We start from the raw sequence: 18,536 nt of genomic DNA on the forward strand, positions 1-18,536 counted from the left end.
CGCCTCGCTTGTCGTGCGAACACTAGCTGTGAACTCGTGGCTCAGTCTGACGATGAACTGCGATGTTCCGTGGCGTGGCGCTGCTCGTCGACCGCCGACAGGAGGATTTCCTGCCACGCATCCAGCCGTTGCCGCTCGGCCGGCCCGAGCCAGGAGCTTTCGAACGTGTTCGACATGAGCAAGAGGAACAGCACCTTAAGAACGGGCGCGTCGTCAGGGTCGCGGCTGCGATGACCGACGAGAACATCTCGCATCCGCGCATTCAAGTTGAGCCTGTGATCTTCGAGATCAACCTCGAAAACCTTGTCCAGCGGAAGTGCACGCCACCGGATCTCGATAGCTTCTGTCGCTTCGCTGATCTGAACGGTCTCGTCGATGACGTCGATCACCGATCCGGGTAGGCCGAAGCCCGGTTCGACGAGCGTGACCGGCAACCTTTTTCGCGCCCGGGACTGCCGCGATCGGTCTTCCAGATCTGTAAGGTACTCAGCGAATCCACCCCGCCCCTCGTCGAAGCGCGCCTTCCGAATCGCCTCGTCGAACTCGGCGGCCAGTACGAGGCCCGACTTCTCTGGATTGATCGTGACGAACCGGTCGATGTCGTCGCGGAGTTCGATCGCTACGCGACCGAGCTCGTACGCAGGCTTCGCGTGCGCTATTCCGTTCCAGCCGCCGATCTGAAGCAGCCGGTCGTTGCGGTAGAAATAGAAGCCCTGGTGCTCACGTCCGGGTCGACCGAAGAGACGGTAGCCGTCTTCCTGGGCCGCTGCGGGCCAGATGTGTGCCACCGCGCTGACGGGTTCGGGCACACCGGGCAGCGTCACGGTGAGCATGCGCGGATATGTAGATGCGCCAACTGCTCGGTACCCGAAGGGGTCGATAGGCTCGACACTTCGAGGTATACCTGCAGCCTTCAGGTCCAGATCGTACTGCTGCACAGTCACTGCAAGTGAACCGGTGGCGAGAATTCGGTGGAGGACGACTCCGAGGTGGGTACGGATTTCATTGATCGTCTGTTCCAGCCAACTTGCCTGATCGCCGGGGTCGTCCGACGACAGGAAGGTATAGACGTCACGCCACTCCACAATGGTGCCTGTCGAGGTGTCGAAGCCTGCCGCAGTATTAGCGAGCCGTTCCTCGGCCTGTTTTCCGGACAACACCGACACCGCGTGGTTGCGACCGACCTCTTCACGGTTGAGCATTCGTCCGACGGCGTTTGCGCCGTATGCCCGCGACCACACGACGAGTGTCTCGGCTTGGCTCAGAGACGCCGCCTTCAACCCGAGTCCGAAGTGGCCGAGGTCGCTGTCGCCGTAGTCGCGCTTCTTCGCGTACGTCATTGCGCTGTCGACAGCCGACTCGTCCATTCCTCTCCCGTCGTCGATGACGGCAAGGCCGACAGTCCGGATACCTCTCTGCTCCAACCGGATCAGGATATGCTTCGCGCCTGCATCGATACTGTTGTCCACGAGATCGGCGATGGCGGTGGTCAGGGAATGGTGGAGGCCCAAGCTCCGGACGAGCGATGGGTCCGGAGGGAGGGTCTTCGTGTCGACGACGACCGGGCGCTCTCCGTTCACTGCCCGTCCTCGAACCTGGCCCTCGAGAATCCGATGGTCCGGCAGTTCTCGGAGACCGTCCTCACCACTGCATCATCGAAACCGTCGAAACGCTCAGCCTCGATATCGAGTGTGACGTCGAATGTGTCGGCTCCGCCGTGCAGTCTGTCGAGTACCTCGCGCACGACGGTGGCCAGTTGTTCTTCGATGCTGCTGTCCGGATCGACGTTGAAGCGAGCGATGAACCTCGCGTTTCGTGTCACCTGTGGCTTTTCCTGCACGGGCTTCGTCCGAATCGTGTCTTCCGCGACGGAACCGGAATCCGCCTTGCGCTGCTCCGACACGAGCTCCTGCGCGCGGCGTTCGACCGCACTGAGTTCTCGCTGATGCTGCGCCATCGCGAGGTGCGGGGCGACCAGGAGCGTCGTGTCTACGAGACGCGAGAGGCGACCCGAGTGCGGCAGGACGAGTCCGAGGAAGTCTCCGGTGGCCTCGTCGTACCCGTCTGCGACGGCAAACCCTCCGGTCTCCCAGCCGATATCTCCGAGTGAGTCCTGCACCGCACGGTCGAGAACCGCGCGGTCTTTCATCCGCGGAAGGTACGGGTACTTGGTGTAGTAGTCCCACAACTCACCAAGAGCGATTCGTCCGTCGTTCCAGCGGTTGCGCAGGTGGTTGTCCAGGTCCATGCGGACGTTTCTCGGCGCGGTACTGGTACGGAGAATGTCGTCTGTGACCACCCGTTTGCTGACCGTTCGGGCCAACGCCTCACCCCGCCCTTCGACCTTGCGGGAGACGATAGTCAGTGGACGCGAGCCGTCGGGCTGCTCGGGGTAAAGAACCCAGATAAAAGTGGCAGCGATGCGCTGCCCGATCGCTTTGTTGGTCTCGTCCATCCGCCGGCGAGCCTGCGCTGCCTGCTGATGGGTGAAGGCCGACTCTGCGTCGATGCGTTCGACGACACTGCGCCACGCCAGATGGGCGCGCACCGCTGATTCCAATTCAGGCTGCCGCTGGTGGTCGGCGGCCAGTGCGATAACGGTGTTCCGTCGTTCACGCTGGGCGCTGCCGCGTGAATTGACGAGCTTCTCGACGAACTCGTACGCGCTCGAACTAGTGCTGCGGTTAGCGTGTACGAGTCGCGGATCGAGGATGACGAGCCTTACACCGGATGCCTCGGGAACGTCGGCGGAGGACTCCGGCGCGACCTGGACCTCGGAGAAATCACCAGGGTTGGATACTTCGGTACGCTGCAGCCGTTCGACTACCTCCGCCCACACATCACCGATCGACAGCTGCTCGGCTTGGTCTCGCACCCGCCGACTGAGCGACTGCTGGACGTCGTACCAGTAGGTGTCCGCGTCCGCATAGAAGTACGTGGCACGATCGCCGAGCATCTGCAGCGAGGACCCGAAGTTGCCGACCGTATCGCCCGGCTGCGCGACACCGAGGAACACCCGCTGCCGTTCGATTCCCTTGTGTGCCGTGTGCAGTCGTGGCGCAGACCCGAGGAACACGCTGCGGCCGATCCGTCGGGTCAGAGATCGTTTGCCGAACAACGGTCGCTCCGCGTCGATGCGTTGAGGCACCGATCCGGCACCGTCGATGTCGGCGTCGATGATCGGCTTCCACTGGTCGTTGAGGTACTGTGTGATCTCGTCTCGCACGCCGATCGCGTCCAAGGGGATCGATCCGGGCATAATCAACGGCGACTCGTCGCCGGCCATCCACAGGGAACTGACGACCGCACTCATCAGGCGCAGAACACCGCGAGTGCGCTGAAATCGCTCGAGGCTGGACCAGTCCTCGTACAGGCGATCGAACAGTTCCGGGTGAATCGGATAGGCGTCGCGGATCCGCTGCTCGTACGCGACTTCCCTGGTCTCGCTCGGGAACTCGCCGATGTGCTCGCGATAGAACTCGACGAAGCGGCGTGCGGTTGCGCCGATCAGAGTGCGCGCGTCGGCATCAGGATCCTGGAAGAGCCGTCGGCGGACGATCTCGAACGATTCTCGTGACGATGCCGGCCGCCACTGGTAGGCGAGCCGGCCCACCGCGTTCTGGAGGCGGTCCAGGGCTGCGCGACCATTGGCTCCGCCGATCTCGAGGTCGCTGGCGTCCTTCTCTTCGCCGTTCTCACCGAGCCGAACATCGGATGCCGGGATGGAGACGAGCAGAAGGATTCCGGGCACTCGCTTGACAGACTCGGTCAGTGTCTGAGCGAAGGTGAACTGTGTCTCGAAGGTGCCACCGGTAAGGTCTTCCCGCCCATAGAGACCGCGTGCGTAGGCGACCCACTCGTCGATCAAAATCACTGCGGGCCCGAATCGACGGAGAAGGTCCTCGAGCACGGATCCGGGGTTGGTGCCCGTGCGGTCGGCCTGTTCGACCATGGCATATCCCTCGGCTTTGCCGAGTTGCCATGCCAGTTCTCCCCAAAGAGTGTGGACGACGGTGCCGTCTTCTTTCGCCGGGAGCGGCTGCCCGGGTGGAATCTCGTTGCCCACCAGCGCTACCCTCCGCACACCGGACGGAACTCTGGTGTCATCGACAGCGTCCTGCACCTGCTGCGGGTAATCCGTTATGTCAGTTCCGGAGCACAGATGCCACACTGCGAGCATGGAGTGGGTCTTGCCGCCACCGAAGTTCGTCTGGAGGTTGATCACGGGTTCGGCGTTGGAGTCGCCGGCTACCCGCCGCGCCGCCAGCTTCAGCAGGTCACCGAGCCCTTCGGTTACATATGTGCGACGAAAGAACTCGACGGGGTCCTGATACTCGGCGATGCCGGCGTTCTGGGCCACAGTGTAGAGATCCGCCGCGAACTCGGACTTCGCGTAGTTGCCGCTTTCGACATCAGGATGTGGGCGCAGGACGCTTCTCCATGACGGCAGGCCCTCACTCGACAGTGTGGGAAGAGCAGTCTGGGCGCGAGTGGCCCGCTTTACGCCTGTCTCGAACTGCTCCTGTTGGAGAACTTGCCGCGTGCTGCGAACCGTGTCCGCCGGCTCCGGAGCATTGATGGCGCGGAGAAGCCGCTCGGTTGTGTCGAGGGCACGGTAGGCATCGTCGTAGCTAAAGGGGTTTTGGTGAGCCCATCGGTTTCGCACTTCGCGGAGTTCACTGGCCAGGTTGATCTCCGACCTGGCCAGCAGGTTTTCGAAGGGGAACCACTGTGGGAGTAAGCGTTCAGTGATCGCGCGGAGTTGACATTGAAGGTCGCCACGGTTGTACCCGCCGCGGGGAGACGATGACTTTTCGTTGTCCCGTGCTTCGAGGAGCTTGGTCCACTCGGCGCCTGCGGGCACCTCCTCGGCGAGCGCGCTGGCGACGAAGGGTTCGAGGGCGCCGGCGAGGAGGTCGAGTGCGCTTCCGACGCGGTCACGATTGCTGACTGCCATGATCAGTACTCCTAGTACAGCTCGTCGAGGCCAAGCTGGCCCTGCTCCGGAACACCACCCTGGTGTTCGCGGGCGACTGCGGCGATGTCTGCCCATGTGGTCACCAACGCGTTGAACAGTTGCGCGATCTGCGACCAGTTCTTCCGCTCGGCGATCGAGTAGGCGAGATATGCGAGCCCTTTGGCGGAGTCGAGGTCGACGCGATCGACCGCGCCCGCCATGATCCGGGCCGTATCGTCGATTCCGACCGTGTCCAAAGACTTTGCCATGTGGCACACGACTTCCCAGAGGTTGATGTCGTTGTCACGCTGAGGGTCGTAGTTGTCGGGCAGGTCGTCGGGATGAATGAGCGTCACTCTCGACTGCCCCGACCGGATCGCGCCGGATCGCGCGAGGCTGGCCACCGATGTGTTCATCGACACCGAGAGCTGTTCCGCCTCACCGTAGGGCGCCTCGTTGAAGCCATGGGTTTCAAACCACTTGAGGCACCACCGCGTGGCAGCGTCAAAATCGCCCTCCTGCTCCGACAGAACCTCCGCGAGAACCTGATTGATCAGGGATAGGGCCTTGCGCACGCTCATCGAGGAGCCGTCGGGCTCGATGACATCGGAGTAACGGGAGAAAACCGCCATACCGGGGCCGATGGCAGCCTGTGCCATGTCGACAGGCGCAATGGAACCCTGCTGGAGCTCACGCAGCTTCTCAGGAAGCTCATCGCGCAGCTCATTGAGAAACGTGCGGCGCTCAGTCGAAGGCGCAGTTTCCGAACGCGGCCGCAGCGCAAGGACAATTGACGATGCGAGCGCGTTGGTCCCTCTACTGAGAATACGGTTACCCAGCTCGCTTCGCATGGGCCAGGTGCCCGTAATTGCCCATCCAGACCGGATCATTCCCTCAAGGAGGGTTTCCCAACCTGTTGAAGCGCTGCCCTCGGAGTCAGTTTCGGTCTGCTTGAAGGCATAGTAAACAGCTATCGGGTAGTTTTCGTATGCCGAATTTCTCGCGTTAGCAAATACCCGCTGAAACCCCTTTTCAAAGAACTCCTTCGCGCCGTCCCTACCATCATGCCGGTAGGGATTGGCCACAAGTTCTTCAGCCTTTGGCACAAGCATCGTGCCCAACGTGCTCGGAAAGATGCCCTCCAGTGAGCGTCGCAACCAGACATAAAAGAAATCAGAGAGATCGGAGTATCCAATATTGTCGTAATAAGGCGGGTCGGTCGAGATCAGTACGCGTTTAAAATCTCGCGACGAAGCATCTGATTGACTGGCCGATGCGGAAGCGGCTGCAGGAAGACGTTCGATAACCTTACTAACCCAGGTGTACTGATCGCGAATGTTCCCCGATGAGGACGACAGTGGGTTGGCTTCGCAGTAGTCCCAGATCATTGGTATCGCCTGCCTAGCGAACAAGTGACCCACACCTTCATTCTTGGGATCACTCCGCCACGCGCACAACGAGTTCTGGTAATCAGCGGCCTTCGAGATGCCAAACCCCAGATAGGTCGCGACAGCGTCCGCGTATGCGGCAGCGCCGGTCCCTCTGTTTACCAGCCGCTCACCAACGGACATTCCTGCCAATTCTGCGTCCGCGAGCACCTTCTCGCGCGCCTCCGACACAAGATCACTAAATGTCGTTAATGCAACGAGCTGGCGATTAGTGAACAGGTCGGCGAACTTCGTCAGTCCATAGCGGACAACGTTGATCCGACCGGGCCAATCAAACAAGTCGCCGGCTGGTACTGATTGCGGCATCGAAACCCACGCTGCAGCAGTCTGCACTTCTGTCGGCGATAGGTAGACCCGACGACGATCTCCCTCCGCTACCGTCGCCATCATCCGAGAACCTAGTCCCGCATTCCGACTCTGTTCTCGCACATACTCTAGGGGAATTGCAGTGCCGCAAGAGACGCAAGTTGCACCATTACGACCGACGGTACCATCCTGATCTTTCGCAGGGCCACGTTTCGGATCGCATCCAATTCGAAACTGGACGCACTTGCCGTGCGGCCCATCGACCACTTCCGGGACGACGTATGCCTCTTTGCCTTTCTTCTTCCCGAGCCACCACGACCGAACGAGGGGCATCTCTATTGCGCAAGCAGGGTTCGGACACATTACCGTGCGGGCCCAGATCCAGGCGATGACTGTCGCCTCGGCTCCGTCCGCGAGCGTAGCTTTCGGATAGAGGTGCCCGATTCGCTTCTCGGCCTCGTCTCGCATCCATTGCCCGTAGCGGCGCACGTCCTCGGCGAGGCCTGTCGCGTTCGGCCAATTCCCCAGCTTCGACTCGGCTGCGTCAGGAAATACCGGTGCATTGCCGGCAAATTTCGGAGGGATTTCGATCAGTGCCTTGTTGATCAGCACTGCGACCGGGTTGAGGTCGGACGCATGGGCCTCGAGACCCAGGCGCTGCGCTTCGAGTGGGATGGTGCCGCCGCCCGCGAAGGGGTCGACGATCGGCGGTGGGTTGCCGTCGGTCGAGCGCAGGATCTCGTCATGAGCTGCCTTGAGAAGCCGCTCGTCAGTGGTGTTTTCCCATTTGACGAGATCTTCGATCATCCGGAACAGTCGCGAGCGCTCCGCGCGGATCCAGTGTTCACGATCGTCCGGATCCTCGATCGCCTCGGCTTCAGGTCGTGACGCGGGATCGTCAACGAGCTGAGCGAACAACACCGCCCTGGCCGCAGCCAGCGGCCGACGTGCCCACCACAGGTGCAGTGTCGAGGGGTGCCCGTGCCGGATCGACTTCTCCCTCGCGGCCTCCTTGTTGATGGCCTCCAATGGCAACGCCACCTCGATCAACTTCCGCCGCGTCACCGCTGGAGCCCTCCTTCGACGAGGTGGCTGACCGGCCGCCTCAATAAGACTGTATGAACTGCTAAGCAAATAGTTACATGACGGAACCGACGTGACAGGCACTGCGGGCGACTCGGCCGAGTGGCCTATCTGACTTAACTCTGTCCGCCGCGCCGGCTATCGTTGTCGTGTGTCCACGTCATCACCGGTTTTCCGAGTTCTCGACCTGTTCGCCGGCGCCGGCGGACTCACGGCCGGATTGCATCAATCAGATGACAGATTCGCGACCGTCCGCGCAGTAGAGATGGACCTCGCGGCCGCAGCGACGTACCGAACCACCTTCGGGGACCTCGTCTATCCCGGTCGTATCGAGGATTGGCTGAAGGACGAAGAGGTACCTGCGGTCGACGTTGTCGTTGGAGGACCGCCATGTCAGGGGTTCTCCACCCTGGGCAAACAGGATGCCGACGACACGCGCAACCGGATGTGGCTGCACTATGCGCAGACCGTCCAGCGGGCGCAGCCCAGGATGTTCGTGCTCGAGAACGTGCCGCAATTCCTGGCATCGCCGGAGTTCGCGCTGTTCCAGCGCGCCACCCGAAAAGGCGGTCGCCTCGCGGATTACACCTTTGAGACGTTCGTCCTCAACTCGGCCGACTACGGATCCCCACAAGCGCGCAAGCGCACCGTGGTCATCGGGCGTCACCGCGATCTCCCTGCGTCCGGAGCACCCCCGACGACCACAACACGCCAGCGAACAGTCCGCGACGCCTTCGCAGGCGTTCCCGCCGCTGTCACTGAACGCGAACTACCCGACCAGCATGTCGAGTTCGCCGGTCGAAGCTTCCCCGGCGCCTTCAAGACATCTCAATTGCATGTGACGCGGAAGTTCGAGGACCGCTCCCTCGCGCGCTTCGCCTCGATCCCTCGAGGCGGAAACCGCTTCGACATCCCGGACGAGCTACTTTCCCCCTGCTGGCGTCGCCACACCACCGGCTCGGCGGACGTTATGGGCCGGCTGCACTGGGACCGGCCGTCGGTGACGATTCGGACGGAGTTCTTCAAACCGGAGAAGGGCCGGTACCTTCATCCGACCGAGAATCGTGCCATCACTCATTACGAGGCCGCGCTACTTCAAGGCTTCTCCGAAGACCATCAGTGGGTGGGTTCGAAGACCGCAATCGCACGTCAGATCGGCAACGCCGTGCCGATTCCACTCGCGGCGGCTATCGGTAGATTGATCGCCGGCGCCCTCGAATCCAGCTGACCATGCCATCACGTCCCGGACTGCGGCCATACTGGAGCGCTGGATCCACTCATCCCTATCCGTGAGAAGCAAGCGTTGCCTAATCGACCTGATCACCCGCCACTGCTCGCCGACGAACCGTGGGTGGAACTGTTGCCGTGGCTCGAAGGATACGTATCCCGGAAAGCGCAGGTCCTCGAAGACCTCGCACCCGATCTCGACTGGTGGTTCAGCCAGACGCCCGCCGAAACCTCCTTGGATACTGATGTGCCTGCGCTCTGCAGCGAACTGACACAGATTTTCGTCGCCCGCCACGCCAACGACCGCCTTCGCACCGCATTTCCCAGAATCGCCGATAACATCGGCGTCTCCGCCTTGGGGCTCGGCAGTAGAGCGATCGGAGGTATTTCGGACGCCACCGGTATCCGTCCGGATGCCGTCACCGACTCGCCATTGGCAAACACCGTGTTGCAGTTTTCCGTGGCGGAACTGACGCACGCGCCAGGAATCGGCTCAGCAGCAGCGAATCAAATTGTGCTCGCACTGATCGAACACTCGGTGACCACAGCCGACCACGGTAACGGATCGCCTCCTGCCACCGAAGCGCTCCCCGGGAACGCAACGCCATACGTCTGCGTTCTTATCACGCCGCTTGGTGTCCCCGACGACCTGGATCAGATCCGGTCCCGAGCAGTCGGCGGTGTGATCGACGCCGCAATCCGTGAGATCGCCAACGTAGAGGGGCCGTTGTCAATGGACCGCCTGACGCGCACGATCGTTCAGCGTTTCGGCTTCGAACGGGCATCGTCACGCAGGCAGGAACAGATCAAGCGGCGGGTTCCCCGTGCCATGATCCGACGGTCGCGGATGGGCGCCTTCGTGTGGCCCGAACAATGCGACCCCGACCGATGGCGTGGGTTTCGAACACCCGTAGCCGGTAACACCCGTCCGCTTGTGGAGATCGCACCCGAAGAGATCGCCAACGCTATGCAGACGGCTGCACTGGTGGCATTGCGTCGCGACGAGTTGTTCCGCAGGACCGCCGCTTTGTTAGGGATTTCGCGAATCTCGGCGCAGGGTTCGACGCGAATGCTGGCGTGCCTTAACCTGATGCTTGAATCGGGGCGTATCACCTCGGACGGACTCACCTACTTGTCCGACTGCGGACGCAAACAGCGCGCGGCCGCACTCGAATCCGCCCCGGAGAACGCAGCACACCGCAACCGGCAAGCGCGGTGATCGGTTCCCATCTAGACGGTATGGGTGACCGCCGGTGTTGAGCCGGGGTTGCGGGCCGGGGCCTCACTCACCCATGTTCGTGGGTTCCGAGCAGGAAGCGCACTGCCCGGTCTTTCCGACAGTGGTGGGAGGCCCGGTGTTTACCGAGCGTACGAGCGTAGGACTGGACGTGCACGCACGTTCGGTCGCGGCAGCAGCGATCGACAGCGTTAGGCGAGGTGTTCCAGGCCCGTCCGACTCCGTCCTACGACCACATCCGATCCTGGATTTCTGGTTTCCCGGGGCCGGCAGCTGCGGTCTACGAGGCAGGACCGACCGGGTTCGGGCTATACCGGGCATTGACGGAGTCAGGGATCCGGTGCGAGGTCGCCGCCCCGTCGAAGCTGCAGAGACCGTCCGGTGACCGGGTCAAAACCGATGCCCGCGATGCGATGCATCTGGCACGGTTGCTGCGCCTCGACGAGATCTGTGCAGTGTCGATCCCGACCGTCGATCAGCAGGCGGCGCGGGATCTGGTGCGGGCCCGTGAGGACTGCCGCGGTGATCTCATGCGAGCACGACATCGACTGTCGAAACTGCTACTGCGGCACGGCATCGTCTACTACGACGGCGCCGCCTGGACCGGAGCACACGACCGGTGGCTGCGCACCGAAGCGGCACCGCAGCTGACCTCACAGGCGACACGGACGACGTTTGACGCCGACTGCGACCACGTCCTGACGATGCAGGCCAGGCGTGGGCGCCTCGACACCGCGATCGAGGAGATGGCCGCCGGCAGTGAGTTCACTCCGATCGTCCGGAGGATGTGCTGCCTGCGCGGGGTGAGCACCTTGACGGGCTTCGCGCTGGCGGTCGAGATCGGTGACTGGAATCGGTTCACAGGCAATATGGTCGGATCCTTCGTCGGTCTCGCGCCGTCGGAGTGCTCGTCGGGTTCGTCACGTGTGCAGTGCGCCATCACCAAGACCGGAAACACCCACGCCCGGCGACTGCTGGTCGAGGCCGCCTGGCACCACCGGCCGCGGTATCACGTCGGCGCGGTCATGCGCTCGCGGTGGGACCAGGCACCGGCACCGGCAGCGGCCCGAGCACGGGGCGACGAGGGCAACCGTCGCCTGCGCCGCCGGGAACCGGCCACCAGCCAGCCGCCTCCGCCAGCGTCACCAACATCCCGGCCTCATACAACTAGAAGTCACGCCGAGATGCCGATTCCGGCTCGGCACGGTGGGTGAGGTGCCGCTCGATGTCCTCTCGGGATGCCGGGGCGACCGTCGTGTCGTTCTCGTTGACCGCGACCAGGTATCGACCCGCCGCAGGACGATCTTCTCGAATATCGACCCAGCTGAGATAAGCCGGTGGCGCGCCACGTGACACGTGTGTTGCGATGGTGAAGTGGCCTTCCGCCGCGCGCGGCGCCCGGAGGAAGGCCCGGATTCGTTCCTCTACCGGCGCCCGGCCGGCACTGTCCCGGAAATAGGTGGCGGGTGGTTCGTCACCTCGGATCCGCGGCGTGTAGCCGACCATCCGTTCCGCTGGTCCGGCTGTGTTGGGCGGCATCGCCGCCGCGACATGACGAGCCAGCATCGACCGGGTGGTGGTGAGCACTTGGATGTCACCGCCGGCTTCCGCGGTCGGGCCGGAGCGCTGGACCGCGACCGCGCCGGATTCGCCGACCGCCGCCGCCACCACTCGCAGACGTTTGTCAGGGGATTGATGAGAGTAGCCGGTGCCGATGATTCGCAGTTCGGGATCGGCAAGAGTACGGAGGGCCTCGGTCAGGTTCGGAGTGCCGCCCCGCGGGTATCGGGCGCTGATTTCCCGGGCCAGCAGGCGGTATTCGTCTTCGGTAGTGGGTGATTCGACGACGCTGATCGGATCTGGATGGAGATCGCTGCCTGTTTCCATCCACACCCAGGCGAACTCGTCCGGGGTGAGAATCCAACGTTGCTGTGAAGGGTCTGTCATTTGGGTGAATCGTTGCCGGGGGCGTCGAGGTCCATCATCGGACCGCGGCCCGTCACCGTGAAGATCTCCGGCTCCACCGGACTCGCGGCGTCGGCCGCCGCAGCGTCCGCGTTGTCTTCGACTGGCTCTGTGGTTTCGGCTCTCGCCGGGTGCGCTTGTGGGGCCGGGTGCTCGGTTCGGGTTGCTACCGACGGCGGCGGGACTCTGCCGGGCGCAGGTTCCGGTGGGGCGGGTTGCGCGGCAACAGCAGATGTTTCCGAATTGCTGACGGACGGCACGTGGGAATTTGGCCAGGCAGCCGGAGCAGGGAAGCTGGTCGCGGCAGAAGTCACCGATATCCCTGCGGTGCCGATGCTTTCCGGAGCAACTGCCGGGCGCGTGAAATCGTCTGTGAAGGAATCGAACTCGTCATCGATAAACGAGTTCGGCCCGGATGGTCGGTCATCGCTCGGGTCCAGCTCGAATGCCGGGTCTGCACCGATCACCCCCTCCGGGTGTGCAAGACCCTCGGTCCAGTCGTCGTATACGCGGCGCAGATAATCCGGAGCCGTGTGCTCGTCGTCGTCTTCTTGGCGGCGGTTCGCCGCGGCACCCGGCGCCATGGGCGCCATCGGATTGCGACCGGCGGGCGACACCCCCCGAGCTCCGGTGGCCATCGGGCCGGGCTGGGTGGTGGACGTGCCCGGCGCGCCCGGCCCCCCGGGGCTGTTTACCGTCCGGCCGGGCTGATCCGGATTGTCCACTGTCGGTGCCGGTGTGCCGAGCCCTGGGCTGCCGGGCATGGTTGTGACACTCGGTGTGACTCCCGCCGTCGTCGTCGCCGCCGGATCGTCAGGGAGGGTACCGGTTTCGGGCAGCAGCCCTTCCAGCGCTCCCAATTGGCCGGGATCGAGACCGGCCGGGGTGTCTCCGCCCGGCGCAGTCGCTTCCCCGGGTGCTCCCGGCGCAGTGGGTGCACCGGGCGGTGTTGTGGCAGTGGTCACCGAGAGCCCCGGCGTGCCGGGGCTGTTCCCACCGGGTGCACCGGGCATATCACCAGCGAGCTGCGGAACGGACACATATGTGGGTACACCGGAACCGGCCGGTGGGTAAGTCGGTTTGTAGATGTTGTTGAGGGCCCGCACTGCTTCCTGTCGCGCCAATTCCCGGGCCGCTCGATCCTGATCCGAGAACTCTGGGTTGACCAGTCCTGGTAGCAAGGATTGGCTTGGGTCGTCGGGGTCCGCGTACAGCACTGCCGTGCCGGGTGGCGGCTGTACTGCCGCGCGGACCGCTTCGGCCGACCACGCCAGCGCGTCGAGGCGGTCGGCCACAGAGGCGAAAACTTGCCCGATCTGATTGGCCGCCATCGCATACCGTTCCGACGCGACCTGTGCGGCATCGGAGGCCGCCCCCGTCCACAGGCCATCGGAGAAGATCCGGTTCAATCCCAGACGGTTGAACATCGTCAGATTCAGGAGATCCGAGTAGTTCTCGCGCCACACCTGCTGCAGCGTCCGCAGACCGGCCGCGTCCATCCCGCCCTCGCCTTCGCCGTGCACCGCCTGATACATGGCCTGATGGGTCATGCCCTCGAAGTGTTCGACGGTGGTGACGAAATCCGGGTCGGTGCCGGCGCCGAGATCGGCGAGCCCGGAGTCCCAGGACGCGACCCGGCCCTGCGCCTCCGTGGTCTGCTGGACAGCGGCCTGCGACTGCTGGTTCGCCACATAGTCACCGACACCCGGCAGCAGAATCTCCGGCAGCCCCTGCTCGCTCACAAAGCCCCCTTCGCTCACGGGCGCGCCAGCCCGCTGGCCGGAGATTAGCACAGCGAACGAACGCATACCTCCCGCTGGCCCGCCCTCGGGGGGCTCGGATATCGTCTGAGCGCATCTGTTCACTGACGACCGTCCGAGCCGACGGAGCCGAGAGTTCGAGGGGGTTATCGGCGCGTGCTCGAAGCTGATATCGATGAGCTGAAGAAGCTGGCCGACACGTTGGAAAGCATCGGCGGGGAGATCGACGAGATCGACGTGCGAACCACCGGCGACCAGCTGGGAGCGGCACTTCCGGGCTGCAACCTCGGAACGATCTGTGCGCAGGCAGGCGAGTTCACCGAAGGTGCATGGCTGCGAACAGCCCTCCGGATACGGGCGTTGTCGGAGATCGTCAGGCAGTGCGCCGACGATATGAACACCACGGACCAGCAGTTCAAAGACAAGCTGAACACCATGGACTTCCGGATTCCTGGAGGCGGCGAGCATGCCAACCCGTAAGCAGGTCGAATCCTGGAACACCGCGAAGCTCTCGGAGTGGGCGACCGAACTCGAGACCGACACCCAGCATTACGAGACAGAACTCGGCCGGATGCTCCCGCACTTCACCGGCACCAACTGGTCGGGGGCGGCACACGACGCAGCAGCCGACCGATTCACCGAGGAACACGACCAAGGCCGAAAGCTCTCTCAAGAGATTCGCGACGTGGCGGTCGCATTGCGAAGCGCGGATCAGCGGCTGGCCAACGAACGTCGTGTTCTGCTCGGCAAAGTGGGCGAGGCCGAGAACGACCCGACGTGTCCGGTCGGGCTGCAGGTGGCCGACAACTGGGCTGTATCGGGTACCGGTACCGGCCTGTCCCAGCAGGATCAGCAGACAGTCACCGACAAGGTCCATCTCCACCAGGACGCGATCAACGCCGCCTACTACAGCCTCGCCAATGCGATCAGCGAAGTGGGCCTAGGGATAACTACGGCGGCTCAGGAGGTCCGGGTGAGAGGTGACCTGATCGGAGACGGGGTCTCGGTGACTTCGGTTTCCCCCAGTGACTCCGGTGAACTGGGTAAGGAAGACGGCGAAGCACTCGCCGCGTGGGCCGATGGTTCTCTTCCGGACAAGGAGAACACCGAGGCACTCGAGGAAATCGCGGGCCGATTGCCCCAAGGAGCGCTCACCGACGAACAACTGAGAATCCTGGCAGAGGGTGGCGAGGTCGACAATCTGCCGGCGGACGTTCAGGAGTACTACCGCGGCCTCTATCAGGCAGCCGGCAAGGACGGCGTCCTGGCGCTGAGCGAACATCTCCGTACCGAGGAAGCCGCTGGCAACCCCGAGGCCGCCGGTCAGCTGGATTCGCTGGCAAACGGGCTGATGGTGGTCAGCAACGAGGACATCGGCACCGGCCGCAACCCCGACGGGACGCTGACGAACCCGGGCAGCTACCAGCAACTTCCCGAAGACGTGCGGCAGCTGCTCGAATCCCGGCGCACAGATCCGGATCCCCTCGAGCCCGATGTGCCAGGCGGGCCGGCCGCGGGTTTGCAGAAGCAATGGGAAGACACCAACGCGCTCGCGGCGCTACTGGGCGAGGCCAACCCCGATTACGAGCCCGGGACTGAACTGGGTACCCAGATGGTCCTGAAATCATCGGACATGGTGCAGGACCAGTACACCTGGCCTGGGCGTGATGATGCCGCCGCAGAGTTCCTCGGTATCGCGGGGCGGAATGATGACAGCAGCCACCAGATCTGGACAGGCGAAGGAATGCCCGAAGGATACAAGCCAGAGGAAACCGTCCGTAGCCTTCTCGGCCATGATTGGTCCGGATCCGACAACGGGGTCGCGGCTTCCACCATGGTCAACCGAATAACCGAAGAGGCCGCTCTACCTGCCGATGATCCACGAGGCGAGAGAGGCCGGGAGGCGCTCGCGAGCCTCGGTGCAATGCTCGCCCCGGCTGACGACAGCGCAGCATGGGAGAAGAGCCAAGAAGGCATCGCAAACAGTCCAGAACTCTCCGCGGCGATAAGTCGTGCTGTTTCACAGAATCTGGAGTCGGTCAGCATTCCCGGCATGGCGGCCGGTTTCAGCGCCACGACTGTCTACCCCGACGGCCGAGTCGAGTGGAGCGCAGCGGAGGCTGACGGCCTCATGCAGCTGGCGGGCTACAGCGATGAAGGCAGGGTCACTTTGACTGCCGCGATCGAGCAGTACCGTATCGACGAACTCGCCAAAGCCATGCGTGACAATCCGGGCGATATAACGGCCGGCTTGGACGACAGTGACGTCGGCACGCTATCCGGCCGCGCCGACAAGGCCATATGGAATGCGCTGATCCATCAAGACCAAATGAAGGGGGAGGAAGTCTTGAACCCCACTGATGCCCTCCACCGGGCGAAGATGCTGGGCGCGCAGGTGGCGGGCGGATTAACCGATACGGCTGTCGGTGTCGTCAAGCCGGTCGAAACGGGTCTCGGAGTCGCGGGAGTCGAAGCCGGCGAGACGGTTCAGAAAGCTGTGGAGAACATGCTCGGAGCCAATCCGGATTACAAATTCCTCGACCGGCCGGACGAGCAGATGATGAATGTCGATGCTGTAATCAGCGCCAATGAGGCCGTCCTGAACGCGGCATACTCCGCCGGGGTCCTCCCAGCGGAATTGCAGACGGAGAACGGCCCAATGAAATTTGGTGACATCAGGGCTGATACGACCACCTGGGATATATTCAAGGAGTTTACCGATACGCGAGGACTGGACCAGTACATCACCGACTACGGCCAGTCGTACAGGATAAATGTCGTTGAACGAGACAAATAGCCTGTCGAACACGAGTTGCAGCGTGCAGGAGGAGACCAGCGTCTTACACGTCGGAAGCGAAGCCTCTATTCGGGAAGACGATACGAAACTTCCTCGGCTATCTCATCGATCCCAGCACAAGCTTCCTGCCGGGAACTCGACCGTACAACCGATCTACGCACAGATAGGGTCCCATAGGGCCGTTCGATGACGACATCACAGATTTTATCGTCTCCGTAGACATACTCAACGGCCTCGAGCCCGCCCACTTCAGTATCGCTTGCGTTCTTGATTCCATCTCGGATTTCGCCCAGCGTCATACTGGAAGCACTCACATAGAGGAAACCGGTCACCACGGAAGACTGCGAAGGCGAGGGCGGCGACGCCAGCTCTCGACCTTCGAAGCTGCATCCGACGAATACATGCGCAGACGGAGTCTCCTCGTTCCGCGCCCGGCTGAGAGGGTCGAATCCGAGACGCTCGATCACATCGTCGCCCAACTCCAGGCAGGGGTCGGGGCCCGCGAATGGCTGACCGTCACCGGACAGAGTTTTCGCCGGGGGGACGGATATGGCAATCACCGGCGGCCCTGCCGGCTTGGGCGGGGCGGCAGTTGGCGTGTCCGAGTTCCCCGATGTGGCACAACCGGCCGAGATGATGACGGCCAGAGCAACAGGACACACAGTGGAGATGATTCTCATTCAACGATCCTGTCAATCAGGCATAGAGGTATCGATTGCCGAAGCGATTTCCTGCATATTGTCGCAAGGCTTTTCCTGTGTGAACACGCTGGCAACGCTCTTCGAGATATCGAGGGTTCCGTAGCTCGTCTCGATTACGGTGTAGCAGGCCTCAGCCGACGGATCTGTGTACGTTATGGCTGCGCGCCCATTCACTTGGGCGGGGGTGGCGGCCGCTCCCTCCCGCCCACGGAACTCATCGAGCGTCAGATTCGTCGCGTACACCTGAAGAGTCCTGGTAGTCGTCATCATCTCGAACTGATCGCGTTCTTCGTGATCGAACTGGCATCCGACAAAGGAGTAGCTGTCGAATATCCGGTCGATCCGCTGCCTCGTCAGGTGGTCGAAACCAACCGCCTCGACAGCCTCATCGCTCAGGTCAGTACATGGGTCACGCTCGACCCGAGCCCTTCCCTTGTTGACCTGACTCGATGTTGGCGGCACATTCGCCGCAATACTGGGACCTGTCGTGATACGCGAAGGCGCGGACGAAGTCGTGTCGTCGGTCCGAGTCGTACAGGCACCGGCGAAGACAATAACCACAACAGCCGGAACCAGCGCGAGTTTTCTGATCACTGAGGCGCTCCAAGTCCAGCGTTTTCCGCGACGAATCTGGTCCGGGCAGCGTTGCTTTGATCTGCCTCGGCAATGAGATCGCCGGCACGAAAGTATGCTTCCTGGAGCTGCATGGCTCCTTGGACCAGCTGGTCGAGGACAGTAAGCCCGTCGGCCGCCTTCCTACCGAACCCACTCTGCAGGTCCAACGCAGATCGAAAGCCCCCGAACCCTTGGGGTTCGGTAACCGTCCGCAGTCGATTGCGGATTTCCAAGAGCCCGTTGATCATCTTCTGGTACTCGGCGGCAGCCTGACGAGCGACGTCCGGCTCATACTTGATTTCTCCTGCGGCCGCGGCGTTGCTGAAGGCCGTGATCTGTGCTTGGCCGTAGTCGATTGCGGTTTGATTCATCGATGGGACCCCCTCAACGGCTTCGGTTGCTCAGGCTAACAGAAGGGGAGGTTGGGTCAGATTCACCGA

The 18,536-nt window shown here is 62.8% G+C and carries 12 protein-coding genes and 1 pseudogene; 5 read left to right on the forward strand and 8 right to left on the reverse strand.

Annotation, left to right across the window (positions count from 1 at the left end; genetic code table 11):
* Positions 1 to 41: 41 nt before the first annotated feature.
* Genes AB0H42_RS07790 through AB0H42_RS07800 form a run of 3 tightly spaced genes read right to left on the reverse strand, consistent with a single transcriptional unit; the run spans position 42 to position 7,776 of the window.
* A complete protein-coding gene (locus tag AB0H42_RS07790; protein ID WP_357051414.1) occupies positions 42 to 1,580 on the reverse strand; it encodes an ATP-binding protein in 1,539 nt (512 codons plus the stop codon).
* Entirely contained in the window at positions 1,577 to 4,957 is a 3,381-nt protein-coding gene (locus tag AB0H42_RS07795; RefSeq protein WP_357051417.1) for a Swt1 family HEPN domain-containing protein, read from the reverse strand. Before AB0H42_RS07795 ends, AB0H42_RS07790 begins: the two co-directional genes overlap by 4 nt.
* 11 nt (positions 4,958 to 4,968) lie before the next feature.
* Positions 4,969 to 7,776: a DUF1156 domain-containing protein gene (locus tag AB0H42_RS07800; protein WP_357051420.1), complete on the reverse strand. Its 2,808-nt coding sequence runs from the start codon at positions 7,774 to 7,776 to the stop codon at positions 4,969 to 4,971.
* Between the two features lie 169 nt (positions 7,777 to 7,945).
* Here AB0H42_RS07800 and AB0H42_RS07805 point away from each other — a divergent pair, with 169 nt between their 5' ends.
* From AB0H42_RS07805 to AB0H42_RS07815, 3 genes and pseudogenes are all read left to right on the forward strand, one after another.
* Positions 7,946 to 9,022: a DNA cytosine methyltransferase gene (locus tag AB0H42_RS07805; RefSeq protein WP_357051423.1), complete on the forward strand. Its 1,077-nt coding sequence runs from the start codon at positions 7,946 to 7,948 to the stop codon at positions 9,020 to 9,022.
* Between the two features lie 123 nt (positions 9,023 to 9,145).
* Positions 9,146 to 10,240: a DUF3320 domain-containing protein gene (locus AB0H42_RS07810; RefSeq protein ID WP_357051425.1), complete on the forward strand. Its 1,095-nt coding sequence runs from the start codon at positions 9,146 to 9,148 to the stop codon at positions 10,238 to 10,240.
* Between the two features lie 136 nt (positions 10,241 to 10,376).
* Positions 10,377 to 11,358: pseudogene (locus AB0H42_RS07815) on the forward strand (IS110 family transposase); the annotation flags it as partial.
* 67 nt (positions 11,359 to 11,425) lie between these two features.
* Here AB0H42_RS07815 and AB0H42_RS07820 read toward each other — a convergent pair.
* Both AB0H42_RS07820 and AB0H42_RS07825 read right to left on the reverse strand, forming a co-directional pair.
* Positions 11,426 to 12,205 carry an ESX secretion-associated protein EspG gene (locus tag AB0H42_RS07820; RefSeq protein ID WP_357051428.1) on the reverse strand — a complete coding sequence of 260 codons (780 nt, stop codon included), beginning with the start codon at positions 12,203 to 12,205 and terminating at the stop codon, positions 11,426 to 11,428.
* The gene (locus AB0H42_RS07825; protein ID WP_357051431.1) at positions 12,202 to 13,965 is read right to left on the reverse strand and encodes a hypothetical protein; all 1,764 of its coding nucleotides are present in this window, start codon (positions 13,963 to 13,965) and stop codon (positions 12,202 to 12,204) included. The genes AB0H42_RS07820 and AB0H42_RS07825 overlap by 4 nt, the downstream gene beginning before the upstream one ends.
* A 174-nt stretch (positions 13,966 to 14,139) precedes the next feature.
* Between AB0H42_RS07825 and AB0H42_RS07830 the strand changes: the two genes are divergently transcribed.
* Positions 14,140 to 14,463, forward strand: coding sequence for a hypothetical protein (locus AB0H42_RS07830; protein WP_357051434.1), 324 nt, complete (start codon positions 14,140 to 14,142; stop codon positions 14,461 to 14,463).
* Positions 14,450 to 16,780, forward strand: coding sequence for a hypothetical protein (locus AB0H42_RS07835; protein WP_357051437.1), 2,331 nt, complete (start codon positions 14,450 to 14,452; stop codon positions 16,778 to 16,780). Before AB0H42_RS07830 ends, AB0H42_RS07835 begins: the two co-directional genes overlap by 14 nt.
* Positions 16,781 to 16,845: 65 nt before the next feature.
* Here the strand turns inward: AB0H42_RS07835 and AB0H42_RS07840 are convergent, their stop codons facing one another.
* From AB0H42_RS07840 to AB0H42_RS07850, 3 genes are read right to left on the reverse strand one after another with little or no spacing between them, the layout of a single operon-like run.
* Positions 16,846 to 17,460 (reverse strand): DUF3558 family protein, encoded by a 615-nt coding sequence (locus AB0H42_RS07840; protein WP_357051440.1) that lies wholly within the window; start codon positions 17,458 to 17,460, stop codon positions 16,846 to 16,848.
* 12 nt (positions 17,461 to 17,472) lie between these two features.
* Positions 17,473 to 18,075, reverse strand: a complete 603-nt coding sequence (locus AB0H42_RS07845; protein ID WP_357051443.1) for a DUF3558 domain-containing protein — start codon at positions 18,073 to 18,075, stop codon at positions 17,473 to 17,475.
* Positions 18,072 to 18,467, reverse strand: coding sequence for a hypothetical protein (locus AB0H42_RS07850; RefSeq protein WP_357051446.1), 396 nt, complete (start codon positions 18,465 to 18,467; stop codon positions 18,072 to 18,074). Before AB0H42_RS07850 ends, AB0H42_RS07845 begins: the two co-directional genes overlap by 4 nt.
* Positions 18,468 to 18,536: the final 69 nt, after the last annotated feature.

Source organism: Nocardia sp. NPDC050799 (assembly GCF_040654015.1).
Classification (GTDB): domain Bacteria; phylum Actinomycetota; class Actinomycetes; order Mycobacteriales; family Mycobacteriaceae; genus Nocardia.